The 26,314-nt window shown below is 43.8% G+C and carries 17 protein-coding genes and 1 pseudogene; 14 read left to right on the top strand and 4 right to left on the bottom strand.

Features of this window, described 5'->3' with window-relative positions:
- Positions 1–704: 704 nt before the first annotated feature.
- Positions 705–1,236 (bottom strand): annotated as a pseudogene (locus tag QUA58_RS25490) (IS1 family transposase); the annotation flags it as partial.
- An 82-nt stretch (positions 1,237–1,318) separates the two neighbouring features.
- Here QUA58_RS25490 and QUA58_RS25485 point away from each other — a divergent pair.
- Genes QUA58_RS25485 through QUA58_RS25475 form a run of 3 tightly spaced genes read left to right on the top strand, consistent with a single transcriptional unit; the run spans position 1,319 to position 2,685 of the window.
- Positions 1,319–1,690, top strand: coding sequence for a hypothetical protein (locus tag QUA58_RS25485; RefSeq protein ID WP_333255640.1), 372 nt, complete (start codon positions 1,319–1,321; stop codon positions 1,688–1,690).
- A gap of 54 nt (positions 1,691–1,744) precedes the next feature.
- A complete protein-coding gene (locus QUA58_RS25480) occupies positions 1,745–2,440 on the top strand; it encodes a glycosyltransferase (RefSeq protein ID WP_445301901.1) in 696 nt (231 codons plus the stop codon).
- A gap of 11 nt (positions 2,441–2,451) precedes the next feature.
- On the top strand, positions 2,452–2,685 hold the full coding sequence (locus QUA58_RS25475) for a hypothetical protein (protein WP_333255643.1): 234 nt from the start codon (positions 2,452–2,454) through the stop codon (positions 2,683–2,685).
- A 123-nt stretch (positions 2,686–2,808) separates the two neighbouring features.
- Here the strand turns inward: QUA58_RS25475 and QUA58_RS25470 are convergent, their stop codons facing one another.
- Positions 2,809–3,744, bottom strand: coding sequence for an exopolyphosphatase (locus QUA58_RS25470; RefSeq protein WP_333255645.1), 936 nt, complete (start codon positions 3,742–3,744; stop codon positions 2,809–2,811).
- A 66-nt stretch (positions 3,745–3,810) separates the two neighbouring features.
- Here QUA58_RS25470 and bioF point away from each other — a divergent pair, with 66 nt between their 5' ends.
- The 5 genes from bioF to QUA58_RS25445 all read left to right on the top strand — a co-directional run bounded on the left by bioF (position 3,811) and on the right by QUA58_RS25445 (position 11,495).
- Positions 3,811–4,983, top strand: coding sequence for an 8-amino-7-oxononanoate synthase (bioF, locus tag QUA58_RS25465; RefSeq protein ID WP_333255647.1), 1,173 nt, complete (start codon positions 3,811–3,813; stop codon positions 4,981–4,983).
- Between the two features lie 311 nt (positions 4,984–5,294).
- Positions 5,295–5,444 carry an arginine synthesis PII-interacting regulator PirA gene (pirA, locus tag QUA58_RS25460; RefSeq protein ID WP_172185012.1) on the top strand — a complete coding sequence of 50 codons (150 nt, stop codon included), beginning with the start codon at positions 5,295–5,297 and terminating at the stop codon, positions 5,442–5,444.
- Positions 5,445–6,674: 1,230 nt separating this feature from the next.
- Positions 6,675–9,614, top strand: a complete 2,940-nt coding sequence (locus QUA58_RS25455) for an amino acid permease (RefSeq protein WP_333396693.1) — start codon at positions 6,675–6,677, stop codon at positions 9,612–9,614.
- Positions 9,611–9,988 carry a response regulator gene (locus QUA58_RS25450; RefSeq protein ID WP_333255651.1) on the top strand — a complete coding sequence of 126 codons (378 nt, stop codon included), beginning with the start codon at positions 9,611–9,613 and terminating at the stop codon, positions 9,986–9,988. The genes QUA58_RS25455 and QUA58_RS25450 overlap by 4 nt, the downstream gene beginning before the upstream one ends.
- 142 nt (positions 9,989–10,130) lie before the next feature.
- Positions 10,131–11,495 (top strand): response regulator, encoded by a 1,365-nt coding sequence (locus QUA58_RS25445; RefSeq protein ID WP_333255653.1) that lies wholly within the window; start codon positions 10,131–10,133, stop codon positions 11,493–11,495.
- 248 nt (positions 11,496–11,743) lie between these two features.
- Here the strand turns inward: QUA58_RS25445 and QUA58_RS25440 are convergent, their stop codons facing one another.
- Positions 11,744–13,111, bottom strand: coding sequence for a TldD/PmbA family protein (locus tag QUA58_RS25440; protein ID WP_333255654.1), 1,368 nt, complete (start codon positions 13,109–13,111; stop codon positions 11,744–11,746).
- A 292-nt stretch (positions 13,112–13,403) separates the two neighbouring features.
- Here QUA58_RS25440 and QUA58_RS25435 point away from each other — a divergent pair, with 292 nt between their 5' ends.
- The 4 genes from QUA58_RS25435 (at position 13,404) to QUA58_RS25420 (ending at position 23,065) form a co-directional block, all read left to right on the top strand.
- Positions 13,404–17,681: a PAS domain S-box protein gene (locus QUA58_RS25435; RefSeq protein ID WP_333396691.1), complete on the top strand. Its 4,278-nt coding sequence runs from the start codon at positions 13,404–13,406 to the stop codon at positions 17,679–17,681.
- A gap of 292 nt (positions 17,682–17,973) precedes the next feature.
- The gene (locus QUA58_RS25430) at positions 17,974–18,831 is read left to right on the top strand and encodes a DUF1361 domain-containing protein (protein WP_333255657.1); all 858 of its coding nucleotides are present in this window, start codon (positions 17,974–17,976) and stop codon (positions 18,829–18,831) included.
- A 212-nt stretch (positions 18,832–19,043) separates the two neighbouring features.
- Complete coding sequence (locus QUA58_RS25425) at positions 19,044–21,014, top strand: ABC transporter ATP-binding protein/permease (protein WP_333396688.1); 1,971 nt, start codon at positions 19,044–19,046, stop codon at positions 21,012–21,014.
- A 428-nt stretch (positions 21,015–21,442) separates the two neighbouring features.
- The gene (locus QUA58_RS25420; protein ID WP_333396687.1) at positions 21,443–23,065 is read left to right on the top strand and encodes an NB-ARC domain-containing protein; all 1,623 of its coding nucleotides are present in this window, start codon (positions 21,443–21,445) and stop codon (positions 23,063–23,065) included.
- A gap of 67 nt (positions 23,066–23,132) precedes the next feature.
- Here QUA58_RS25420 and QUA58_RS25415 read toward each other — a convergent pair whose 3' ends face one another.
- Positions 23,133–24,863 carry an NAD(P)H-quinone oxidoreductase subunit 4 gene (locus QUA58_RS25415; protein WP_333255662.1) on the bottom strand — a complete coding sequence of 577 codons (1,731 nt, stop codon included), beginning with the start codon at positions 24,861–24,863 and terminating at the stop codon, positions 23,133–23,135.
- A 213-nt stretch (positions 24,864–25,076) separates the two neighbouring features.
- Here QUA58_RS25415 and QUA58_RS25410 point away from each other — a divergent pair, with 213 nt between their 5' ends.
- Complete coding sequence (locus QUA58_RS25410) at positions 25,077–25,223, top strand: hypothetical protein (RefSeq protein WP_333255664.1); 147 nt, start codon at positions 25,077–25,079, stop codon at positions 25,221–25,223.
- A 424-nt stretch (positions 25,224–25,647) separates the two neighbouring features.
- On the top strand, positions 25,648–25,845 hold the full coding sequence (locus QUA58_RS25405) for a hypothetical protein (RefSeq protein WP_333396684.1): 198 nt from the start codon (positions 25,648–25,650) through the stop codon (positions 25,843–25,845).
- Positions 25,846–26,314: the final 469 nt, after the last annotated feature.

Genomic DNA, 26,314 nt, shown 5'->3' with positions numbered 1-26,314 from the left:
TGACCAATGACTATTCCCATCGTTCCCAGGCACTGCCTGGGAAGACCTTTGGAGGAGGCACAGCCTCGATTAAAAGGAGGAGACCGAGGCTCTTCCTCCAAATCTTCATTAAGCTGTCGCGCATTTAAATTGCATATTCGAGGCGGGCGAGACACCCCACTCATTGTTTCATGGTTTTTTGACAGACAATTTAAATGCCGCAACAGCTTACCAAGGTCTTCGCATTGGTGACAACTTACGAAAATGTCACAAAAGTCAAGTAGGATAGGCATACATATTTAACTGCTGCCCAATCCTGGCTTTAGACTCCAGGGTAAACGCATCTTAATTTGGCATTGCTGAATTGAGGTATGATTAGGAAGCTTGCCGCTGGCAGTTAAGGTCGAATAGTGTTCAAATCAGAGTATCTAAATGATTACTTGAAGATGAAATGGGAACGTCCGAGAATTTGAGGAGCGTGGATTAATAAACGAATCGAATGTTTGAGCATTTCTTCGGATTTAGAATAACAAAGAGTTTTTCTATTTAATCAATCCAAATAATGTCTGATATCCTTTCCTTTCGAGCGACCGCGATTTTTGTAGGGCGGGTTCACCAACAATACCTCCAATAATAGACAATCTCAAAAACCAGCCCCAACCGGGATATTATGGTTAATCGATCGGACATGATATGAGTCTTGTATTTTCACTGCAAGTCATCTAAGTTTGAGAGATGATTTGGCCACGATCAGGAATAAACATTGGATAAACTTTCGGGCTATCTGTTACGTAAAAATAGCATTTCCATTTCTCAAAGCTCTCCCATAAAGGTTTAAATGTTTGGGCACTATGATCCCCTAAAACCCATCCTAAAATTCCTGCTTTGAAGTGGTCTACTGCTGTCCACAGCCAGATGCAAGTTTTTTTTGAGCCAATAAATGTTTTTCTAATTCATCCCATTCTCCGACATCGGGAATTGTGTCTGCTTCGTAAGCCTCTGGCAGAAGTTTTCCCACCTGTTTGACCCAACTAATTATTGTTGTATGATGAACACCTTGGATTCTTTCTATGGCTCGAAAACCCATACCATTGACATACATCTTTAGGCATTCGTGCTTAACTTCTTGAGAGTAACCTTTATGGGATTGGTAGGATTCTATGAATTGCCTACCACACTCAACACAAAGATAATTCTGTTTACCTTTTTTATGGCCATTTTTATTGATATGACTTGATTTACATTAGGACATTTCATAGGCTTTGACTTTTCGTTAATTGTTTTTATCAATTTATCTTTGAACTAATCATACCTTAGTTCAGTAACGCCGCTAATAAATATGGTTCACTTTAACGTTGCATTTCAACACTTTAACTCCTTCACCGACATTACCCTATCCCTGGCGAAAACTTTACACCAAATGGGAATTCCTATTTCGGTCGAACCTTCAACAATAGCATCTCATCTCAGCGGCAATTCGACAGCAGAAGAAAACGACCTGCTAGCGAAGTGGATGAACACCACACCCTCAGATTTATTTCAGATAAAATGGTCTCATTACTGGAAACCTTATTTTTTAAAAGAACTCAAGGGACATCTCAACTTAGAATTTTTTGCTATCAATTACGAATGCGCCAAAAACAGTGATGATTATGATTACTGGATTTACGATGCTGTCAATAACTTATCCCACAAACTAGCCGTCAGCTAATATTCTAAAAACGTCTTAATAAAAGCTGGATGTCCGGCAACCAACGTATCAGTAATGCCTCTAGGTTTCAATCCTTTAATCTCGCAACTCTATTTTCCCCGACCGCAAAAGACCAAAAAAGATGTAAAGCATATTCTGCACATGACCAATTCTTTTGATTTGTATAGATTTGGCACGGATGTCGCCATTCAAGCTTTTTGTGAAGAGTTTAAAGATGATTCTAACGTAGAGTTAATTATCAAAGATGGTGGCAAAAATCCTGATGTTATAGTGGAACATCTCGTCAATATAGAAAAGCGCCTCGGCAAGTTAAAACCAAAAATTTTGATCATCCCTAAATTTTATAATAAAGCAGAACTAGCTAATTTATACTTGTCAGCCAATGCTTTTTTAGCTCCCTTTCGCGGCGAGGGTTTTGCGATTAAAATTTTGGATGCCTTTGCAGCAGGTTTGCCCGTTGCTATGACGATGTACGGCGGCCCGACTGAGTACGCCAATGCTGATAACTGCTATCCCATTGCTTACGATCTAGTTCCCGTCGGAAAGTGTTACGATACTCAGTATCTAGAAATCAGAAATGCTCCTCATTGGGCAGAACCAAATGTTCAGTCTGTTCGCGAACAGTTGCGAAAAATTGTTGAAGACCCGATGCGTTTTCAGGTAGCTCAAAAAGCTAGAGAGACGGCGGATTTATTTAATTGGGAAGCTGCCGCTCAAAAATTGCTAAGATTAATGCGAGAATTGTTTTAGGAGCGAAAATTATGGGACTCGAACGCAAAATGTTTAGGGGAATGTTTTCACCCGGGGAGGTGGTACGATTGAAACAGCCTTGTTTTACTCCCGGGCGATTGTTTGAGCCAGGAAAATATAACGCTGATGAGCTGCCGGATATCGCTTTTGATATGGGTTTGGTAGACCATTTGCCACCAGTCAAAGGCAACAGTTCCGAAAATCTCAATGTTCAGAACCCGTCAGCTCAAAACCTTGAGGACTAAACTCCCCTTTGCAGTAAGGACTTCAGTCCTAAAAATTCCTGTTTGTAGTAAGGACTTTAGTGATGAAAATTAAAATAAATCATCAAAGATTCAAGTCCTGACTGCAAAAAAGATAAAGCCAATTTAACCATTTTGCTCTATCTGGGCAATTAACTCTTTTAAAACTTGACTAGCTTTATTGTTCTCTATCTGACAAGTTCCGGCATTCTGGTGTCCACCGCCGCCATATCTTAACATTAACTCCCCAATATTAGTTTTAGAAGTTTTGTTAAAGATTGACTTGCCAACTGCGAAAACAGTATTTTGTTTTTTTAGTCCCCAAAGTACGTGAATCGATATATTGCACTCGGGGAACAAAGCATAAATTACAAAACGATTTCCCGCATAAATCACCTCTTCGTTACGCAAATCCAAAACAACTAAATTATTATAAACTTGGGCGCATCGCTGTATTTGCTCTTTAAATTTTTCTTCTTGCTCGAAGTAGAGGTCTACTCTTTCTTTTACATCAGGAAGCTGCAAAATTTCATCGATGGTATGATTTTTGCAGTAATCGATTAACTGCATCATTAACTGATAATTGGAGACCGTAAATTCTTTAAACCTTCCCAAGCCGGTTCGGGCGTCCATTATGAAGTTTAACAATACCCATTCTTGCGGATGCAGAACCTCTTCTTGGGCGAATTGAGCAGAATCTGATTTGTCAACTGCCGCCATCATCGCCTCAGAAATATCAGGAAACTTTGCTTTGCCTCCATAATATTTGTACAGTACTCTAGCTGCAGAAGCTGCATAGGGATCGATGATGTGGTTAATTTTGATTTTCTCGTGTCTGAGAGTTTCGCTGAAGTGGTGATCGAAAGCTAGATGAACTCCATCAACATAGGGTAAATTGGTGCTAATATCGTTATTTGTTATTTCGATTTTCCCATCCTGCATATCTTTAGGATGCACGAATTTAATCTCGTCGATCATATCGAGTTCTTTGAGCAAAACGGCACAGACAAGACCGTCAAAATCGCTGCGGGTGACTAATCTGTATTTTTTAGTGAGTGGCATATGCTTTTGTGATGCGGAGGAACTGATCACCAGCTAATATAACGTATTACCCGATCGCTTTCCAATATGAACGCAGACCCTTACGCTTGGATAGAGAAGGCCCTGGACACAGTTCGCCGTGCCGATTGGTATCGATCGCCACAATCGATCGATAGTTGCCCCGGGCCTGTGGTAAAGTTAGCAGGCCACAGCCTGATTAACTTTGCCAGCAACGATTATCTGGGACTTGCCGGCGATGACAGGTTAATTCAAGCTGCTATGGCTGCAACTAAGGAATTTGGTACGGGTGCGACGGGTTCGAGGTTGGTCAGCGGACACCGCAATTTGCACCGACAGCTAGAACAAGCTATTGCTAATTTAAAACAAACTGAAGATGCTTTAGTGTTCAGTTCGGGATATTTGGCGAATCTAGGGGCGATCGCATCCGTTGTCGGCAAGCGCGATTTGATATTATCTGACAAGTACAACCATTCGAGCCTGAAAAACGGAGCCACACTCAGCGGTGCAACTGCCCTAGAGTACAGTCACTGCAATCTTGAGGATTTAAAGGCCAAGCTAGAGCAAAATCGCGCCAGGTACCGCAAGTGTTTAATTATTACCGATAGCGTCTTCAGCATGGATGGGGACTTGTGTCCGCTGCCGCAGTTGTTAGCTGTGGCAGGAAAATTTAACTGCATGGTATTAGTAGATGAAGCTCACGCTACAGGAGTTTTCGGTGCTAGCGGTGCTGGTTGTGCAGAACATTTCGGGTGTACGGGAAGACCACTGATTCAAGTGGGGACACTCAGCAAAGCTTTGGGAAGTTTAGGTGGTTACGTTGCGGGCTCTGCTGCTTTAATTGATTTTCTGCGTAATCGAGCTGCCAGTTGGATTTATACTACAGCATTGACGCCTGCTGATGCGGCGGCTGCTTTGGAAGCTGTGAGGATTGTACAGCAAGAACCAAAACGCCGAGTTCGGTTGCAACAAAATATCGAAACTTTTAAATATTGCGCGATTACCAATCACCAATTACCAATTAGCAATTCCCTCTCGCCAATTTTCAGTCTTCCGTTAAAAAATGCAGCGGCAGCTTTAACAGTAGGCAGCAAACTCAAGGACATGGGTATTTTTGCTCCGGCGATTCGGCCTCCGACTGTAAGCGTGAGTCGAATTCGGATTTCGCTGATGGCAACTCACGAGCTCGCACACCTTCAGCAGTTGGTAGAGGCGCTGAAGCAAGTTGTGAGTTTTGAGTAAATGTTGGGTACGGCATAAGTACCCTACCCTTTGAGTAAATGTTGTGAGATGGGGAGAATTTCTACTTCTGCCTTCTGCCTTCTGCAGCTCTAGACTTCTGCAGCTCTAGCTTTCGTCCTTCGGCAGCTCTAGCGTTCTGCCTTTTTTTTGATTGTCAAGAAATCGCTATTGACTTATGACCAATCTTATACAGGAGTTTGGTCGATCGGTCAACAACTGTAAATTTTTTGTAAATTTAGATACTTTTTGGAATTTAGCGCTATATTAGAGAAGTAGCAGGTACACCAAATTTAATATAAGGAACGTCCACCATGAACACAAATCGTCAAAACGTAAAAAAAGTAGCAGAAACCCACCGCGCTAACATTCACAAGCAACTCATGCACCGCATAGAAGTAGCGAGATCCAGTGGGAACCAAGATTTGGTTCGGGTGCTTGAAGAGGAAATGAGACAGCTTTAAAGAAGTTGCAACTAGAATTTGCCCGTAGTTTGGTTTAGAGGGTTGTGCGAGAAATGCAGAATTCCGGCAACCACTACCTGTTAAGTTTTGACTCCTCTCTTAGTTGGTAGAAAAAACCCCGGTTTCTTGAAGAAACCGGGGTTTTTTATTGATAAGGAAGAAAAAAGAAGGAAGAGGGAACAGCCCTGCACGCACAAACTCTATCTGTAGGCTGCGCCTCGGCCCACAGAGACTCTACCAATAGCGGATTGAACAATTTTTTGCGTAAGTTATGAAGTCAGAAGGAAGAGGGAAGATGGAAGAACAAGACTTACGCTGTATTCCTTCTATTTTTACACTATCTGTATTCAGTTGACAGTTGACTTGGGATAGCGACCTCTACCTGGAAGGAAGAGGATTGGAGTAATGAATAGTCTTCTTTTAATTTCTCCCGCTTATGGGTTCCGGCTTTAAACCAATTCTTTCTGGTAGGTAATAAATTGCGCCTCGGCGCACCCTACTAATAACCACAGGACTTACGCAACTGGCAGATGGTGAGGGTGCGATCGCCCCCTCACCCATTAATTTAAGCAGTCCGGGGCACTGACAAGTGGACAGTCGCGACAAACTACCGGACTAAATCCAGCACAAATTACCTACAAAAACTGTTTGTTATTCGTTGGAAAATTGAGCAATTTCCTAGGGAAATCAAGCAACTTACCGGGAGATAATATTGGCATTGCCGTCTAGCTATAGTACCAATAAATCCTATTGCTTGCCATGAATTTTTGTGGTTAGCTGTCAAAACTTTAGCGAATAAAAATCGTCAAACAATATATAAAATTAAACAAAAAATACTATCAAAATCTTTAATTGAGCAACTAAAACTTGCCGAAATTCCGATATTTATTGTCTAATTTTATGGGGCTGGTATACGGAACTGTGACAGTTGCGTAAGTTCTAGCCAATTTCTATATAATGCCTGAATTCCCTAAACACCCAACGACTTAGCGGAAGCCTCAACGGCATGGCTAAAAGAACGCGAAATTTGCAAAAGTCAGAAGTCACAAATAAAATGTAATATTGAATGTAATATTGAAGATGGATTGAGATAGATTTTCCTGGTTGATTGGGAAAGGCTGCTTTGCCAAAATTTAAGACTAGGAACAATACTTAACAAAAAAAAATTATATCTATAAAGCTGAACATCGGGTAGCGACTGCAAAATCCAAAAAAAAATAAGTAAAACTGATGGCGACAGACATCCGACACCAGCCAGAAAACGGCTACCACTCAGAACCAACTCAGCCTTCCCCAATAGAAAATCTTAACAGCCGATCGCTCATGCGTCTACCCCGAAGCCTGAGTGCCGTCGAAACATCAGGCTTTGGCCTCACAGGTCACGCCAATTGGTTTACCATCGCCACAGCCATCCAAGCAGCGATCGGGCCTAGCGCCATCTTCGTCTGGTTGCCCGGTATTATCATGGGCATGATGCTCAATCTACAGGTAAAACGCATCGGTGAGTATTTCCCAGACATGGCTGGGGGAACGCCCAACTATACCGCCCGAATGCTGAAAAATTATCCGGGTCTGGGAAGCTATGCAGCGATCGGCTACTTTTTAAGCTGGGTAGCAACATTGCCAATTTCTGCGATCGTACTGACGCAGCTAATCAAAGTCAACCTCAATAGTTTAGGTTTTAGCTGTCCTGAAACTTTACTAAATATTACCTTCACGCTCCTACCCTTCATTTTGACATTCAGCGGCACTCGCGCCTTAAGTATTCTGCACGCCTTTTTTGTGTTGCCCACAGTCGGCGTATTATCCGTTTTTTCCATTTATGGTCTATTCTGGTTAGCTTTTTCCCCAAACAGTCCCGGCTTTTTCCCCGCAACTTGGCCGGAATTCACCTTTATTGATTGGGCTAAATGGTTTTACTTTGGTACATACATCTTCTACTGCTGTGACTCCGCCGCCAGTTTCGTAGCGGATAGCCGCAACCCTACTAAAACCTTGCAGTTTCTCAAAATTTCCGCACTGGGGATGCTGCCTGTGATTTTAGGAGGTGCTTGGGTACTGATGCGCTTGGCTACCGCTCCTGGTCTGAAAGATGACGTATTTTTGAATGTATTAGCTGCCTGTCAGGTATTATGGGGGCCCGGGGTTACCACCCTTGTCACCTTTCTAGTCGTCGCAAGCTGTCTTCTGAGTTGCGCGACTATTGTTTCCAACTGCCCCCGGATGTTGTACCAACTTGCCGTAGATGGGCATATTTCGCCAACATTCGCAGTTGTATCCCGACGGGGTGTATTTGGATTTGGGCTTGTCTTTGTTTTGGTTCTCAGTTTAATCTGTCTAGCTTGGGGAAATGTGCCTCGGCTTGTGGCAATTACTAATGTTGGCTTGGTTGTCTGCCTGATGATGTTCCATCTCTCACTATGGCTGCGACGGGGTAGGCCAGAAATTCGGTGGCCTTGGTGGTCGCTGGCATTCTTCGTAGTAGATGCGGTAGTTCTAGTCGTGGGAGGCTTGGCTTGGGGCTGGCAAGACTTTATCATTGGGTTGTTTTTTCCCATTGCCATTTTAGCAGTGGATGCAGGGATGAGTCGCATTGCCTTTGCCCCCTTCCATCCGTCATGGTGGATTCGGCTTTACCGCAAAAGTAGCAAGGTTAAAATCCCAGATTTTGTAGCCTATCAGGTTGTAGTTTTGATCTTGCTAATCGTCAGCGCTGTTGCTGTCGGCTGGATTTTTGGCCTCAAATTATATGCTAATTCTAGTGTTGGTTTGAATCTATTGGTAGTGGTACTCCTGACAGTTGCTTTTGTGGGGGTGGCCATCGCCTGCTGGACGAGTTTACCCCAAGTCGTCTCAATGGATGAAGCACGAGAGGGAGCAGAACAACTATTTACCATTGCGCTGGATGCGATCGTAGTGCTGGATGAAAAAGGTGTAATTCGTCAGACTAATCCCGCTGCTGAAAGCGTCTTCGGAATAGATTCTACTAGGCTAATTGGGTCTCACCTCAACAAATTATTACCCGGATTAGGGGTTCAGCCCGATCGGTGGCTTAGTCGCAGCGAACAAAATCTCAAGCTACCCGATGGAGACCCCCGCATCCTGGAAGTTGCCATCTCAGACCGATTCTCTCAAGATGCTTCCCTTTCCAATCGGGATCTGCAAGAATATGTTGCGATCGTCCGCGATATCACCGATCGCAAACAAGCCCAGAAAGCCCTGCAAAAGGCTAATGAGGAACTAGAAATCAAAGTCGAGGAGCGGACATCTGAACTCACCCATACTGTAGAACAATTGCAGAATGAAATTCAAGAACGCCAGCGGATCGAAGAAAATCTCAGAGCTATGCAAAATCAGATAGTTGTCCAAGAAAAACTAGCTTCTCTGGGTAGTTTAACAGCAGGGATTGCCCACGAAATCCGAAACCCATTAAACTTTGTCAACAATTTCTCAGAAGTTTCGGTCGAATTAACCGAAGAACTGTTTGCAGAATTAGAAAATCAAGGAGAACGGTTAGAGCCAGAAACCAATGAATATATTGCCGAGCTATTAACCGATCTCAAAGGAAATCTTAAAAAAATCAATCAACACGGTCAAAGAGCAGACAAAATAGTTGGCAATATGCTGTTGCATTCGAGGGGACAAAGCGGCCATTGGGAAGCCACAGATATAAATAGTTTGTTGGTCGAATATATCAATCTAGCCTATCACGGGATGCGAGCTAAGGAAACTGCTTTTAACATTACCATAGAAACCGACTATGACAGTGACATTGGCCAAGTAGAGGTCGTGCCACAAGACATAGGTAGGGTTTTTCTTAACATTATTAGCAATGCTTGCTATGCAGCCCATAAAAAGCAACAAGAAATGGGGTCAGGATTTTCACCTATACTTGACGTGAAAACTCGAAATCTGGACGGTCGGATTGAAATCCGCATTCGCGATAATGGCCCAGGGATAACGCCAGAGGTACTTGATAAAATTTTCAATCCCTTTTTTACTACAAAGCCACCAGCAGAAGGTACTGGTTTAGGTCTTTCTATCAGTCACGATGTTGTCGTCCAGCAACATCGCGGAGAACTAAAAGTTGAAACAGAAGTAGGAAACTACACAGAGTTTATCATCATATTGCCGAAAAAAATAGCCGAAATTAAGGAGTTAAGAAAATGAAAGTAATGGTTGTAGACGACGAGGAAGATATTCAATCTTTGTTTACTCAAAAGTTTAGAAAAGAAATCAAAGCAGGGCAAATTCACTTTTATTTTGCCCTGTCAGCAGAGGCGGCTTTGGAATACTTAGAAAATCATAAAGAAGCGTCGATTGTCTTAATTTTGTCGGATATTAATATGCCCGGTATGAATGGGATAGAACTGCTCAGAATTATCAAAAAAAAGTTTCCCAATCTAAAAATTTTTATGATTACCGCTTATGAAGATGAGAACAATCACCAAACTGCAATGGCTTATGGGGCTGATGACTATATTACTAAGCCTGTGAATTTTGAAGTTCTCAAAAATAAAATAATAAATTTGGAGTCACAATGAAATATAATTGATAATTGCTAATTGCTAATTGCTAATTGCTAATTGCTAGTTGTTAGTTGCACCCAGTCTCCCAGTCTCCCAGTCTCCCAGTCTCCCTCTCCCCATCTTCCTTCTTCCTTCTACTAGCAACTAAGAGCCTAATATGCCAGCTAAAATATTATTTGTGGATGACGAGCCAGATTTAGAATCTCTAATTTCCCAGAAATTTAGAAAAAAGATCCGTGCGGAAGAATACCAGGTGTTTTTTGCGTATAATGGCGTAGAAGCGCTGGCAAAGTTACAAGAACAACCGGATATAGACATTGTGCTGACTGACATTAATATGCCAGTTATGGATGGTATCGTTTTGTTAGGGAAACTTAATCAGATAGCTTCCCTAGTCAAAACAATAGTTATATCGGCTTATGGCGACTTGGGAAATATTAGAAAGGCGATGAACGCCGGAGCCTTTGATTTTTTGACTAAGCCTATAGATTTTAATGATTTAGAAATTACAATTAACAAAACATTGTTCCACGTGCAACAGTTAAAGGAAAACGAGCGCTCCCGCCAAGAAAGAGAGGAGAAATTGCGGCAATCGGAAGTGCGAGAGCGAGAAAAAGCTCTCCAACTAGAAGCCGCAATGCAAAAGTTACAGCGCACCCAATCTCAGCTTATTCAGACTGAGAAAATGTCTAGCTTAGGACAGTTAGTTGCCGGTGTTGCCCACGAAATTAATAATCCGGTTAATTTTATTTATGGCAATTTAACTTATGTCAATGAGTATAGTCAGAAGCTATTGGATTTAATCAACCTTTACGAACAGCATGATGCCCATAATCACCCTGAAATCGAAGCTTTAATTGACAACATAGAGCTAGAATTTATCAGAGAAGATCTACCTAAAATGCTATCTTCGATGAAAGTAGGGGCTGAACGTATCCGTCAGATTGTGCTGACGTTGCGGAACTTCTCCCGCCTTGACGAAGCTGAGATGAAACCCGTTAATATTCACGAGGGCATCGACAGCAGTATAGTCATTTTGCAGAGTCGGCTCAAGCCTAAGCCGGATTGTCCACCTATTCAAATTATTCAAGAATATGGAGATTTGCCGAAAATAGAATGTTATGTGGGTCAGTTGAATCAGGTATTTATGAATTTGCTGAGCAATGCGATTGATGCCTTGAATTCCTATGACAAAAAACGCAGCCCGGAGCAAATTAAAAACGAGCCTAGTACGATTACGATTCGTACTGCTATCCTAAATCAGGATTGGGTAATAATCAGTGTGAAAGACAATGGGCTGGGGATAACAAGTGAGGTAAGAACCCATCTATTTAGTCCTTTCTTTACAACTAAACCTGTGGGTCAAGGTACTGGTTTGGGATTATCTATTAGCTATCAGATTGTGGTGGATAAGCACGGCGGAGATTTGAAGTGTTTATCACAGCCAACAGAGCGGGGTGCAGAATTTGTGATTGAGATTCCTATTAGGCAGAATAATCGGGTAGAGATGAAGGAAACTTAAGGGGAATTAAACACAAAATCAGGGTAAAGTCTATAATCGCGATCGCACTTCCCCAATTTCTATGTAATTTATGAAGCCTCCCAAACACCGAACGACCTAGCTGAAGCCCTCAATAGTAGATTGTCAGTGGTTTGTCAGCTTGTAAGTACCCCAAACCGCTTAAGGTGAGGGTGTGATCACGCCCTCACCTTAACCAGTTGCGTAAGTATTGAACTAATAACTAATGACTAATGACTAATGACTAATGATTATCTTCCTCCGACTACAACATTTTTAATCCGCAAATGGGGGCCGCCGACGCTGACGGGTAAACCGCTTTGGCCACCTTTGCCGCAGCCGCCGTAGGCATAAACTGAGTCGTTGCCGATCGACTCAATATCCTTTAAAGTCTGAAATACATTGCCGCTTAAAGTAACATCGCTCACCGGTTCGGCCAATTTGCCGTTGCGAATCATGAAGCCTTCTGCTGCTGCAAAGGTAAACATTTCGCCGTTGGTTTGTCCTCCCAACATCCGCACTGCATACACTCCTTCCTCAATGTCGCCCACCATTTCATCAAAAGAATGTGCGCCAGATTCGATCGCCGTATTAGTCATCCGCACCAACGGCATAAAAGTAGCGCTCAGAGCCCTGGCATTTCCCGTCGGAGCTTCGCCCATTTTGCCCGCAGTCTCGCGATTGTGCATCCGAGCTGCTAAAACTCCATTTTTGATTAAATGCTTGCACTGAGCGGGCACGCCTTCGTCGTCGTATTTGAGAGTTCCCGGCAATCCCGGCAGAGTTGCGTCGTCAATTACGTTCAATTGTTCGATCGCCACAGGCTTGCCCAAAGTCAACAATTCCTGCATTTTCGGGTTTTCGTAAATGCCGTCAGCTTCCGACAAATGACCGAAAGCTTCGTGAATAAACACCCCCGACAAATAAGGGTCTAAAATCACCGGATACTGACCGCCTTTGACCGGTTTTGCGTCTAGTTGGCTTACAGCTCGAACAGCCGCACTCTTAACACGATCTTCAATATTTGTCAAGACACCGTAGTCCGATCGCGAGTGAATCGACTCAAACCCTTGACGGACGACACCATCTTCATTGCGGGCGATCGCCCCGAAACGCCCCGTCACGTCCAAGCGCTCCTGAGCGATCGAAGTGCCTTGAGAATTCACAAAATAAGTAATCCCAAATCGATCGCTGTAACCGGCCATTGTTGTCTGAATTCGTGGGTCGTAATCTAACAGCAACTGGTTGTAAGATTCGAGCAACTTGCGCTTTTCTGCTAGAGTGATCGATCGCGGATCATGACCCAATTCCACCGCTACATAATCTTGAATCGGCGTGACATCTGCTAGTACAGTTTTTTCGCTGCCAACTAAACGAGACTGCACGACAGCTTCTTCAATGCGAGCTTTTAACTCAGCTAAACCGTTAAAAGTTACAAAACTCCAGCCGCCTTTGTGACAAGCGCGGATGCCGCCAGCGAGACTAAAACTGCGGTTGACAGCATCTAACTGAGGGCCGCGAAAACTAATCGCTGTTGACTCGCTTTGTTCGAGGCGAACTTCTAGATAATCTACTCGATCGCGATAAGGTGCGATCGCTTCCATCAACTGTTCCTGCATCAAATTGCCCCTATGAAGATTTACGCCCAGCGCTGACAAAAATTATTGCTAACTCCATTTTAACCAATAAATCCCGTCTTTCGGGTGCGCGAGTCCGAACGGGGAGAGGGAGAGTCTGGGCTGTTTCATTCTAGAAAAAATCAGGGTTTTGTCTTGTAGGGGTAGTGCCCCCGTGCCTACCCCTCCACTCTTGCCCCAAGCCCGGTATCCCGGAAATATTGCATTTGCTTAGAAAAATAGAATTAAAATAAATCTATCTAAAGACTTAGAAATATAGCTTAAGTGCCGGCAAATGCAATACTTTAAGATTAAAAAATTTCAAATTTCACCTTATTTAGCAGCAATTGCCACATCAGTAGCAATTTTGGTCGGAGTTGGCATTTTAGATAGATCGGAACAACAGCGATTTTTGCAGTACAGCCGCACTAGCACGATCGATCGGCTCAGCACAGTCCGTTCTAAGCTGGAAAGCTCTTTGAATTCCCGGCTGTTTTTGATCCGGGGTTTGGTGGCTGACATTTCCAACAACCCAAACATCACCGAAGCCCAGTTTACAGCGACGGCGAGAATTCTGCTGGCACAGCAAACGGGGATTCGCAGCGTAAGTTTAGTTAAAGGCACGACGGTCGCTTACATTTATCCGCGGGAGAGAAATCAAAAGGCGATCGGGGTTGACTTGACGGCAGTACCCGAACAGCGAGAAATGATCGAAGATGTCATCAACACCAGAAAAACTTTGCTTGCCGGGCCAGTGAAATTATTGGAAGGGGGCGTGGGGTTCATCAGCCGATCGCCCATTTTTCTCACACCCTCCGGCGCAGATCCCGAAACAGGAGTTTACTGGGGCTTGGCAAACCTGGTTCTCAACAAAGATTCCCTGTTTGACGAAGCAGGACTCAACGATTCGTCAGCCAAGCTGCAATACGCTGTGCGCGGCAAAGACGGGAGGGGAAAGTCCGGCGACGTGTTTTTCGGCGACAAGTCGATTTTTCAGAAAAGTCCCATGCTTCTGGAAATCACTTTGCCCAACGGTTCCTGGCAGTTGGCAGCAATTCCGGCGGGAGGATGGCCAAAGAATTCGCCGTTGCGGGGGTGGTTGCTGTTTGGTGGCTGCTTGCTGGCTGTTTTCTGCGGGGCGGTGGCCTTTAGTTGGGTCTACGGGCCTGCGAAATTGCGCGCGAACGAAGCTAAGTACCGGCAATTGGTGGAGAATACTAACAGCATTATTGTGCAGTTAGACAGCGAAGGTAAGATTACTTTTTTTAATGAGTTTGCGGAAACTTTTTTCGGGTATTTAGAAGCAGAAATAATTGGCAAAAGTGTGATCGGCACAATTGTAGATTCGGCCGATTTGTCGGAAAATCATTTAGCCGTAATAATTCGAGACTGTGCGACAGAACCGGACAAATATTTCAAACACGAAAATCAAAACATCCGCCGCAATGGCGAAAAAGTCTGGGTAGCCTGGAGAAACCAACCTTTGCTTGATGACCGAGGACGAGCGATCGGGATCCTGTCGGTGGGTACAGATATTAGCGATCGCAAAAAAGCTGAAATCGCCCTGCAAGCTTCTGAATCAGAATTGCGAGCTTTGTTTGCGGCCATGAGCGACGTAATTTTTGTGCTCGATATTGAAGGACGCTTCCTGAAAATTGCCCCCACAAATCCCGAACTTTTGTACAAGCCACCGGCCGAACTTGTCGGACAAAAAACCCGCGATATATTTGAACCAGAAATAGCAGAAATGTTTCTGAAGCAAATTCGCCTCGCCCTCGCTACGAATCAAATCAGTAGTTTAGAATATAACCTGCCAATTGGCAGCGAACAAAAGTGGTTTTTCGCTAACATTTCCCCCATGAAAGAAAATACGGTTCTCTTGGTAGCCCGCGACATTACGCAGCGCAAGCAATCTGAAAATTGGTTGAGCGGTCAAAAACAAATTTTAGAAATGATTGCTCAGGGCGCTTCTCTGGGCGATACTTTAAATACCTTAATTGAAATTGTCGAACAGCAATCGAGAGATGTTATGGGTTCGGTTTTGCTGTTAGATAAAGACGGTCAACATTTGCTGCACGGAGCCGCGCCGAGTTTGCCGGAAAGTTACAATGCTGCTGTTAATGGTGCAGCCATCGGCCCGGATGTCGGTTCCTGCGGCACTGCTGTTTACCGCCGCGAACCAGTGATCGTTACAGATATTGCTACCGATCCTTTGTGGGAAAATTATCGAGATTTAGCCTTTACTTTTGGACTTAGATCTTGCTGGTCTAGTCCTATTTTTTCGTCGGTCGGCGAAGTTTTAGGGACTTTCGCCATGTATTGCGCCCAACCGCGCGCTCCCGAAAATTTTGAGCTGCAGTCGATCGAAACTGTCAGGCATTTAGCAGGAATTGCGATCGAGCGCAAACAAGCAGAAGAAAGTCTCAAACAGCTCAATCAAGAACTAGAAAATAGAGTCGAACAAAGAACAGCTCAATTGCTCCAAACAGAAGAACGTTGGCAGTTAGCGCTCAAAGGCAATAATGACGGTATTTGGGATTGGAACTTGCACACGAGAGAAATATTCCTATCCGATCGCTTTAAGGAAATCACCGGATACGAACACAGGCCAAATCTCGATTACTTTGACGAATGGAACAGAGGCACGCATCCCGACGATTTAGACTTAGTAATGCAAGCTTTCCAAGACCATTTAGACAGAACAACACCCCATTATATCATCGAATACCGCTTGTGGTGCTACAACAGCTCCTACAAATGGATACTCTGTCGGGGACAAGCTTTGTGGGACGCATCTGGAAAAGCAGTCCGCATTGTTGGTTCAATTACTGACATTACGGAGCGCAAACAAGCAGAGGAAGCACTGCGTTCAAGCGAGGCAAAATTTCAAAAGCTGTCGGCTAATTTGCCGGGAATGATTTATCAATGTTTGCTGCGTCCAGATGGCTCTGTCAGTTTCCCTTACATGAGTCCAGCTTCCCGAGAAATGTTTGAATTAGAACCCGAATCTGTTATACAAAATTCGGCTTTACTAATAGATTTGGTTCATCCTGAAGACAGCCAAAATTATTACGAATCTATTACTATTTCAGCGCAAAGTTTGCAACCTTGGGAGTGGGAAGGACGGCTGGTGCTGCCTTCAGGCAAAATTCGCTGGTTTCAGGTAATTTCGCGTCCTGAAGCTAAAGAAAACGGCGATATTCTTTGGGACGGCATCACCATTGATGTGACGGATCGCAAACAAGCTGAATTAGCTTTGCAACACAGCCAGCAGTTTGTTCAAAAAATTGCCGATGCTACTCCCGGTATTTTGTATCTCTACGACTTGGAAGAACAGCGAAATGTCTATGCTAATTCTTCTATTGGCACGATTTTGGGCTATAGCTTTGACGAAATTCAAGCGATGGGTGCGTCACTGATTCCTCAGTTAATGAACCCCGAAGATTTGTCAAAAGTTCTGGAACATCACGCGAGCTTTGCAGGAATTGAGGATGGCAAAGTTCTGGAAATTGAGTACCGGATGCAGGGCGCAGACAATCAATGCTTTTGGCTGCAAAGTAGGGATAGTATTTTTAGCAGGAATTCTGAAGGTCAGCCCAAGGTAATAATTGGATTTTCCCAGGATATTACGACTCGTAAACAAGCAGATGAATATCTGCGACAAAGCGAGGCGCGAGAAAGATCGAGATCCCGAGAGTTAGAGTCAGCGCTGCTGGAATTACGCTCTACTCAATCTCAGCTCATTCAAACTGAAAAAATGTCTTCTTTGGGGCAATTAGTTGCAGGCATCGCCCACGAAATTAATAATCCGGTTAACTTTATTCACGCTAACATTGATTATCTCAAGCAGTATACTACACAGTTGATCGATCTGGTGACTCTTTACGAACATGAGTATCCCGAACCTAATCCAAAAATTGTCGATCGCATTCAAGAGATTGATTTGGATTTCATGGCTGAGGATTTAATAAAAATTGTGGGTTCGATGCAGGTGGGAACCGAGCGCATCCGGCAAATTGTGTTGTCGCTCAGGAATTTCTCGCGGCTGGACGAATCGGCAATGAAGCCCGTTGATATTCACGCGGGAATTGATAGCACTTTGTTGATTTTGCAGCATCGCTTGAAGAGTCACGACAGCCGCCCAGCAATTGAAGTAATTAAGGAGTTCGGCAAAGTGCCACTGGTGGAGTGCTATGCGAGCCAACTGAATCAGGTGTTTATGAATATTATTGCTAATGGAATTGATGCTATTGAAGAACGATATCACCAGTTATCGGTTCCACAATCAGAGACAAAGAGTGGACGGATTGCTATTTCCACTGGTGTAACCCCCCAGAACACTGTTAGGGTAGAAATTTCGGACAACGGTACGGGCATTCCCGAGGGGATAGTCGATCGCATTTTTAACCCGTTTTTTACTACGAAAGCTGTGGGGAAAGGTACGGGGTTGGGAATGTCTATCGCGCACTCGATTGTGGTGGAAAAGCACAAGGGCAAGATTGACTGTATTTCGTCCATAGGATGCGGAACGACTTTTAAGATTGAGATTCCGATCGACAAAGTGCATAAATAGTAGGGTGCGTCACTCGATTTTAGATTTTAGATTTTAGATTTTAGATTTTAGATTTTAGATTTTAGATTTTAGAATTCACTCCACAGTGGTAGAGTGCGTCAGTCGATTTTAGATTTTCAGGCGCGGGCGTGGAGTCATAAGCTGACGCACCCTACAAGTATTAGCAGTTATTGATTTTCAGGCGCGGGCGTGGAGTCATAAGCTGACGCACCCTACAAGTTAACGACTAAAATAGATTGAAGCTGCTAAGGTAGCGGTGCTGCATCAAACCTTTAATTGTATAAAAATTGACATGATGGGATTAATCCTGGAAGCGCTGCAAGCAATGGGACATAATGTCCGGTGGATGTCTTGGAATTTGTTTTTGGCTTTAGTACCGCTGGGCCTGAGTTTTTGGCTGTTCCGCAAACCTCGATCGCGCTGGCTGCTGTGGGGTACGGCCTTTCTCCTGGGCGCTACTTTTTTGTCCAGCACGCGCCCTGTTTTTGCCTATCTGAAGCACATAGTGCAAGATGTGGGCAAAACTTACGTTTTGGGGGCGATCGCGATTACCCTGGCCTTGATGGCTTTAGACATCTGGGTACTGCGGCAGCGCGGAGTTCGCTCTCTCCGCTGGTGGGGCGGTTTTTTCTGGTTTATCGCATTTTTGCCTAATGCGCCCTACGTTTTAACTGATATCATTCACCTGATCCGCCAGATTAAAGAGGGGAACTCGGTGTGGATTGTGACTCTAGCTTTGATCCCGCAGTATCTGGTGTTTATGCTGGTCGGGTTTGGGGCTTACGTCCTGTCGGTGATGAATTTGGGTTACTATTTGAAGCAACAGGGTTGGAGTAGATTTATCCTGGCAACGGAGATAACTATACACGCACTTTCGGCGATCGGGATTTATTTAGGGCGATTTATCCGCTTCAACACTTGGGATATTCTGACTAATCCCGATGCGCTGGTTAACACCGTAATGAATGATTTGATTGGTAAGCGTCCGGTTGTAGTAATGGCTGCAACCTTTGTAGTAATTGCTGTTTTGTATTGGCTAATGAAACAAGTAATTTTGGGGATTAGCCAGCGATTTTACAGCAGCCAGTCGCAGTCGGACTTGGCCGGCGAAAGCGCGACTTCTTCCGATCCCATCGATTTGAGATTTTAGATTTTAGATTAAAGAATTGACTCCGCAGATGAATCTAAGAGCTTGAACTAACGTCCAAACTTTTTTGGTCTCCACCACTTAAGTCGGAAAACAAGTATCCGTCTGTGGGTGAGACCAATTTTTTTCGCGAACCTCCCAAATAAATTTCTGCATCAGTTGGTTACAAGACTTGATATGTTAGAACAGTCAAAGTAGTTTTGTAAACAGCAAAGATGAATCGATTTGACCGTCAGTTGTGGCAGAGATTTATTGCGATCGCTCAACCTTACTTTTATCCTTTAGAGCCTGGAGGTGGCAGAATCTTTTTAGGATTAGTAGCGCTGTTGTTGATATTTCTCTTCGCTGCGATGTTTGTGCTCGTCAGCGCTGTATGTTTGGGTACTCAAGTCTTATTTCCCGAATTTGTAAATAGTATTGCTGCGGGCTTAGTTACTTTGTTGAAAGGAATTATTAATTCGCCCGCAATTGCAATCATTGGTTTAATGCTAATCCTACCGGTGGCTGCTTTTGTCTTTTTCGGAAGCAAGTTGATACCGCGCTGGAAGCAGTGGACAATGTTAGCTCTGCTGCTATTTTTGTCGCTGTCAGTTAGCGGAATTAACGTAGTAATTAGCTACATTAATAACTTTTTTACGACAGCACTTGCTGAAAAAGATCAGACCACTTTTTGGCGGTTTATGTGGGTTTATGCTGGAGCTTTCATCATCGCTACTCCGATAGTGGTGATTTATCGCTATACCCAAGATAAACTAGGGCTGTATTGGCGAGAGTGGATGACTGATAGTTTCCTGGATAGATATTTTCAAAACCGCGCTTATTACGAAATAAATTCTCAAAACGAAATCGACAATCCCGACCAGCGACTCGCTGAAGATATCAAATCTTTCACTAGCACGAGTTTATATTTTTTGTTGCTGATGTTGGGAGCAGTTATTGATGTTATTTTTTTTACGGGTATTCTGTGGTCTATTTCTAAAAGTCTTTCGATCGGACTAATCATTTATGCTGTCTTTGGCACGGCAATAATGGTAATTTTTGGCAAAAAGTTGATTGTTTTGAACTTCAATCAGCTCCGCAAAGAAGCTGACTTTCGCTATGGCTTGGTTCACATTCGGGACAATGCAGAATCAATTGCTTTTTATCGTGGAGAAGCACAGGAATCTGTTCAGGTGAAACACCGATTTTTAGCAGCAATTCGGAACTTTAATTTTCTAATTGGGTGGCAGCGTAATCTGCAATATTTTACACTCAGCTATAAATATGCAACTTATATTATACCCTCTTTATTTCTGGCTTCTATCTACTTTGCAGACCAGATAAAATACGGCGATATTACTCAAGCTGAATTTGCTTTTCGTCAGGTTTTAGAGGCATTTTCTTTAGTGGTATATAATATTGAAGACTTGAGTGCTTTTGCAGCGGGGATTAATCGTCTAGCTACGTTTAATGAGTCTTTAAAAGATGAAAAAAATGCTGTTAAATTCGACGACGAAATTAGAACAATCGATACAGTTATAAGTTCGCAGTTGACATTGGAACACGTTACTTTAGATACTCCGAAACATCAAAAGACTTTGATTAGGGATTTGTCGGTAGCTGTGTCGTCAGGAGAAGGACTATTAATTGTCGGGCAAAGCGGTGCTGGAAAGAGTTCTTTGCTGCGGGCCATTGCGGGTTTGTGGGACGCGGGAACGGGCCGTTTGGCGCGGCCGGAATTGGGGGAAATGTTGTTTTTGCCGCAGCGTCCTTATATGATTTTGGGTAATTTGCGATCGCAACTTTTGTATCCCAATAGCAGCAGCGAGGTTGATGAGGAAAAATTGCGCCGCGTTTTGGCATCAGTAAACTTAGCAGATTTGCCGGACAGATTGGGCGGTTTTGATGCGGATTTAGATTGGGGTGAGATTTTGTCGCTGGGAGAACAGCAACGTTTAGCTTTTGCTAGATTGTTATTGACAGAACCGCGATATGCTATTTTGGATGAGGCGACAAGTGCTTTGGATTTGAAGAACGAGCAACATTTATACGAGCAGTTGCAAGCCACTAAAACTACGTTTGTGAGTGTCGGCCACCGATTGAGTTTAGTGAAATATCACCAGCAGGTTTTGGAACTTGTGGGCGATGGGAGTTGGCGGCTGCTTTCGGCCCAAGAATACCGCGCTAGTGCGACAATTTTTGGCTGATACAGCGCTGCTTTCAAAAATTGTAAATTTACCTGGTTTTTGGTTCGTGGTGGGTTGTGGTGCGGTTGGAGCTTTATGGTTTGGTGCTATAAATTAATCGCCGCGCCTCCACTCTACAATAGGTTTTACGGGTAGGCAGACAGCAACAATTTATGGTGATCAACTCCCCGTTTCTCATACCATCTTAGATTAAAGAATTAAAGAATTGAAGAATTGGGAATGACTGATTGTGTATTGGTTTGGAGCACGGGCCTACAGTTGCATTTTTTTAAACTGGTATCACAATCAATAATTGGGTATAAATATCTAAAACTGCCCAAACAGCAAAAAGCAAGCTGAACGTTTGCAAATTCGATTTAATTGCTCGCCCGCGAGAACTCACACAATATAATATAAGGTAGATTTTTAGTATAGGCGAGATTCCTACCTTGACTACTCCGATTCCTCAAAACTTTGTGCAAACGATCGCCAAACAGCGCGGTGTCACAGATGCCGAGTTAGAAACTGTGTTTATGGCTCTCGACGGTCAATCTACAGCGACGATCGCCACAAAGCTTGGCATTAGCGACATCGCCGTTCGCAAAAGACTCGGCGAAGTTTACAAAAAGTTTCAGATCGGGGGGAACGGCCCTGGAAAGCTTTCGGAATTGAGGCATCAGTTGCTGTTTTCATACCACATCGATCAGGGAACAAGCGATTTTAGTGGAGGTAAAGGCTCTCTATTAAAGATGGCCATCGGACACCGACAGGAAGATTGGGGTCAAGCACCGGATGTTTCGGTTTTTTACGGACGGACTGAAGAATTAACTACTTTAAAGCAGTGGATTGTATCAGATAATTGTCGCCTAATAGCGCTGCTTGGTTTGGCTGGTAGCGGCAAAACAACTCTGTCGGTGCAGTTGGCAAAACAGGTACAGAATGAGTTTGATTTTGTGATTTGGCGATCGCTGCGATCGACACCCGCACCATTCGACTTCCTAGGGAGCTTAATTCAACTTTTTTCTAACCAACAAAAACCCGATGTACCCATCGACCTCAACAGCAAAATTTCGCGATTGGTCGAGTATCTGCGGAAACACCGCTGTCTGGTAATTTTAGACGATTTTGAAGCGGTTCTCAGACCCGAAGAATTAGCGGGACACTACCGCGAAGGCTACGAAGGATATCGAGATTTAATTGTGCGGCTCTGTGAGGTCAATCACAATAGCTGTTTAGTGCTAGTTAGTTCGGAAGAACCTACGGAACTGGCTTTGCTGGCGGGAGAAAAAGTGCGGTCTTTAAAACCTGCTATTTCCGAGGAAATAGCGCGGGAAATCTTCCAAGAAAAAGGTTTGTCGCCTCAAGATCAAGAGTTGGAAATCTTGTTATCCCGGTACGGAGGCAATCTGTTAGCATTAAAGATTGTAGCGACAACAATTAACGAGTTTTTCGAGGGAAATATTTTAAAGCTTTTGGAAGCAACGGCTTTATTTATTGAAGAACATATCAGCAATTTGCTGGCGCAGCAGTTCGATCGAATCTCTAGTTCAGAACAAGAGATTGCCTACTGGATTGCTATTGCTCAAAGCCCGATTTCCCTGACGACTTTGCGAGAGCAGATGTTTGCCAATTCATCGCTTTCAGATTTGCTAAAAAATCTCGATTCTCTGGGTCGTCGCTCGCTGATTGACAAAATTAGTGAGGGCGGGGAAACAGTTTTTATGCTTCAGCCTTTGATCGTGCAATATGTGACCGACAGATTAGTCGATCAGATTCGAGGGGAGGTTTTGGAGACGGTTAAGACCCAAGGAATAGAAAGAATGCGGCTGTTGAAAACTCACAAATTGAGCATCAACATTGCTAAACGGAAAGGGGATAAAGGCGAACCAAGTAGCTCTATTTTAGCATTAGTAAAAAATCGGTTGCAAGTGTTGTTTGTGAAGACGACAGGCTCTGAAGAACCGCTAAATATCTTGAAGAAAATTGCCTCTGATCTGGAGGATAAATCGATTCTTGAGGTGGGATATGCTATGGAGAATCTGGCGCAGATTATTTCAGAAATTCAGCGATAAAAAAAAAGCGATCGCCCTTTGACAAAAGCGATCGCCCAATTTTCAACACAAACAGAGTTCGATAAAATTATTTGACAATGCCAAAAACCGATGCAGATTCAGATCCTGTAATTTTGTCCAAAGCAGGCGATTTTTGAGCTTGGGCAATTTTGGGAACCAAAAGTTGATTCGCATAAATCCGAGGATTTTGTTGAGCAATTTGGATGTAAGATTGGCGGACTTCTGCGTTGACTGCGACAGTCTTCGCATCGTAGACTTGCATCGCCATGTTGGGATAAAAACCAATGCCGACAATCGGTATCAAAAAGCAAAATGCGATCGCCACTTCCCGAGGTTTAGCATCAATAAACGGTGCATCACCAGGCAAAACGCAACTATTACCAAAACAAACCGCTTCATCCAGATTGTTTCTCTGATTCTGCAGATTTAGATCCTCAAGGTCGCAAGCAGCTAGGGTGCCACAGTTGTAAAATAACTGTCGCAGCATCGAGAGCAAATAAATCGGCGTCAAAATCAGTCCTACTGCCGCCAGGAACACTGTCACGGCGCGGAAAGAACCGCTGTACATATCGCTAGTTGCGACGCCCACAAACACTGACAGTTCGCTAGCAAAACCGCTCATTCCGGGGAGTGCCAAAGATGCCATCGCCCCTGCGGTAAACAAGGCAAACACTTTCGGCATGACTTTCCCAATCTCGCCCATCTCGTCCATGATCATTGTATGGGTGCGATCGTAAGTAACGCCAGCCAGGAAAAACAATACTGAGGCGATTAAACCGTGGGAAATCATTTGCAACAGCGCCCCGTTGATTCCCAAATCCGTGAAGGAAGCAATACCCAACAACACGAATCCCATGTGAGAAATCGACGAATTCGCTAAGCGGCGCTTCATGTTCGATTGGCCAAAGGAATTCAGCGCGCCGTAGATAATATTGACCACGCCGAGCACCGCCATAATCGGTGCAAAGTAAACGTGTGCTTGGGGAAGAAGTTCCAAATTCAGCCGAATCAATCCGTATCCGCCCATTTTCAGCAATACGCCGGCCAGAATCATCGACACGGGAGAAGATGCTTCGCCGTGGGCATCAGGTAGCCAAGTGTGGAAAGGGAAAATCGCCAGTTTCACACCGAAGGCAATCAGCAATCCCGCATAAAGCAGTAATTCTAAACCCAGTGGGTAGTCCTTCAAGCCTAGTTCTACCATGTCGAAGGTGGGGGTGCCTCCGCCGTAGAATGCCATTGCTAAGGCAGCTATCAAAATAAAGATGGAAGCGCCCGCAGTGTAAATCAAGAATTTGGTAGCTGCGTAGCGGCGGTTTTGTCCGCCCCAAATCGAGATTAGCAGGTACACCGGAATTAGTTCTAGTTCCCAGACAATGAACAGCAGCATGATGTCTTGGGCGACGAACACTCCTATTTGTGCGGAGTACATCACCAGCATCAGGAAGTAGAAGAGTCGTGGCTTGCGATCGACTTCCCAGGCTGCAAAAATAGATAGTGTCGTCACCAATCCCGCCAACAGTACCAACGGAACTGACAGTCCGTCAACGGAAACAGACCAGTTGAGGCCTAAAGAAGGTATCCAGGAATATTGCTCGACGATTTGGAAAGTAGAGATGCTTGGATCGTAATGAGTCCAAAACACCCAGCACATTAATACAAAATCTGCAATACCTACGCCTAGGGCATACCAGCGAATGGTTTTGCCGTCTGTATCCGGCAGAAAAGGGATGGCAAGGGAAGCTAGCAGGGGTAGGATGACAATTGCGGTCAGCCAAGGAAATTGATCCGCTATCATAGTGAGAATAAATACTTAGTTGGAAGTTACCAAAATTATAATACTAAATTTAATTAAAACTTAAGATTTATTCATAAATATTTTTTATATCGAGACAAATGCGGAGGATGATATCACGAATTGCTACACACGTCAATTGATTTTCGATTTTTGATTTTCGATTCAGGACTTACGCACAAAAAAAATATAGCGTTTTGTAGGCGCAATCTGCCTGTGGTTGCGCCTACTCTGGTAGATGGTTGGTTGACATACCCCAGCTATCGAGGCATGGGGATTCTTTCTTCTCAGGGATTCCGACGAATTTACTTGCAAGAAAGCATCACAGGCGGTATGCCCTACGGCTGCAAGTCCTCTAATTAGGGTTTTAGGCTTTTTCAGCAAACCCTATTTAGCAGAATATAAAGATTATGGCAAATTTTTCAAACAAATTGCCACCTCATCTCACCAGAGTTGCTTAATCCTCCTAAGTTGGGAAAAACCCAGAGAAATCACAACTTTAGAAGGAGAAAACCGACCCACTCGCACCTTACACCTCAAAGGCTTAGGAGAACAAGCAGGAGAAATATTCAAAGAAAAAGGATTAACAAATGAGGAAAACTGGTCGGAAGTAATCACCCTTTATCAAGGTCATCCTTCCTGGTTAAACATCATCGCTTCAACAATTGTAGAATTATTTGACGGGAATGTAGCCGGGTTTTTAGCCAAAGAAAATGATATCTATTTAGGGGACATAGAACCCCTATTAGAATCTCAACTAGAGCGTTTGTCGGAATCAGAAAAAAAGGTGAGCCAATGGTTAGCAAGTCAAGATGACGCGGTAGATATTTCCCAACCACCAACCGATCGCGAATTATCCCAATCTGAATTGTGGCAAGCCATACAATCCCTGGCCCGACGCGGTTTAGTCGAAAAAGTACAACTAGGAGCGCGATCGCTCTTTCTGCTCAATCCCGTATTCAAAGCTTACATTAAGTGCCGATAAAATATCATACAATATATAATATTTGATGGATAGACAAACCGCAGATACAAAGTAGATAAACACAGATAAACGCCGATAATTTCAAGATAGTTTCTGACTTTTTCAATCTTGTCTAATGTAAGGGCAAAGCATGATTTTTTCAATCGCGCTTCTCAACTACAACGATCGCATAAAAGCATTCAGCGCATCATATTGATCTGCCATCCGCGAATAAAACTCGATCGCAAGGACTTACCCATCAGACCAAAGAAACCGGGTTTTTTAGCTAATCTGTGGACTACAACGAAAATTTTTCGTAAAAAACCCGGTTTCTGACCACCCGTGCGTAAGTCCTAATATAAATACAGGATTTTCCCCAAACAAAAAGCGCCCCTATTACTAGGAGCGCTTTATGTCAATCTCAGACTAAAACTTAGCCATTGATAGAAGGAGCAATCATTGCAACTGGGGTGACTTCACCAGCAGCCAA

It is taken from the genome of Microcoleus sp. N9_A1 (assembly GCF_036701795.1).
GTDB lineage: Bacteria > Cyanobacteriota > Cyanobacteriia > Cyanobacteriales > Microcoleaceae > Microcoleus.
Note: the sequence above shows the minus strand (reverse complement) of the source record. Positions and strands in the feature narration are given on the sequence as shown.

Coding starts and splice junctions, on each gene's coding strand:
- QUA58_RS25470 (WP_333255645.1), bottom strand. CDS start 3,744: ATGCCACTCACTAAAAAATACAGATTAGTCACCCGCAGCGATTTTGAC.
- QUA58_RS25480 (WP_445301901.1), top strand. CDS start 1,745: ATGCCTCTAGGTTTCAATCCTTTAATCTCGCAACTCTATTTTCCCCGA.
- QUA58_RS25455 (WP_333396693.1), top strand. CDS start 6,675: ATGGCGACAGACATCCGACACCAGCCAGAAAACGGCTACCACTCAGAA.
- QUA58_RS25475 (WP_333255643.1), top strand. CDS start 2,452: ATGGGACTCGAACGCAAAATGTTTAGGGGAATGTTTTCACCCGGGGAG.
- bioF (WP_333255647.1), top strand. CDS start 3,811: ATGAACGCAGACCCTTACGCTTGGATAGAGAAGGCCCTGGACACAGTT.
- QUA58_RS25435 (WP_333396691.1), top strand. CDS start 13,404: ATGCAATACTTTAAGATTAAAAAATTTCAAATTTCACCTTATTTAGCA.
- QUA58_RS25445 (WP_333255653.1), top strand. CDS start 10,131: ATGCCAGCTAAAATATTATTTGTGGATGACGAGCCAGATTTAGAATCT.
- pirA (WP_172185012.1), top strand. CDS start 5,295: ATGAACACAAATCGTCAAAACGTAAAAAAAGTAGCAGAAACCCACCGC.
- QUA58_RS25450 (WP_333255651.1), top strand. CDS start 9,611: ATGAAAGTAATGGTTGTAGACGACGAGGAAGATATTCAATCTTTGTTT.
- QUA58_RS25440 (WP_333255654.1), bottom strand. CDS start 13,111: ATGCAGGAACAGTTGATGGAAGCGATCGCACCTTATCGCGATCGAGTA.
- QUA58_RS25430 (WP_333255657.1), top strand. CDS start 17,974: ATGATGGGATTAATCCTGGAAGCGCTGCAAGCAATGGGACATAATGTC.
- QUA58_RS25485 (WP_333255640.1), top strand. CDS start 1,319: ATGGTTCACTTTAACGTTGCATTTCAACACTTTAACTCCTTCACCGAC.
- QUA58_RS25425 (WP_333396688.1), top strand. CDS start 19,044: ATGAATCGATTTGACCGTCAGTTGTGGCAGAGATTTATTGCGATCGCT.
- QUA58_RS25415 (WP_333255662.1), bottom strand. CDS start 24,863: ATGATAGCGGATCAATTTCCTTGGCTGACCGCAATTGTCATCCTACCC.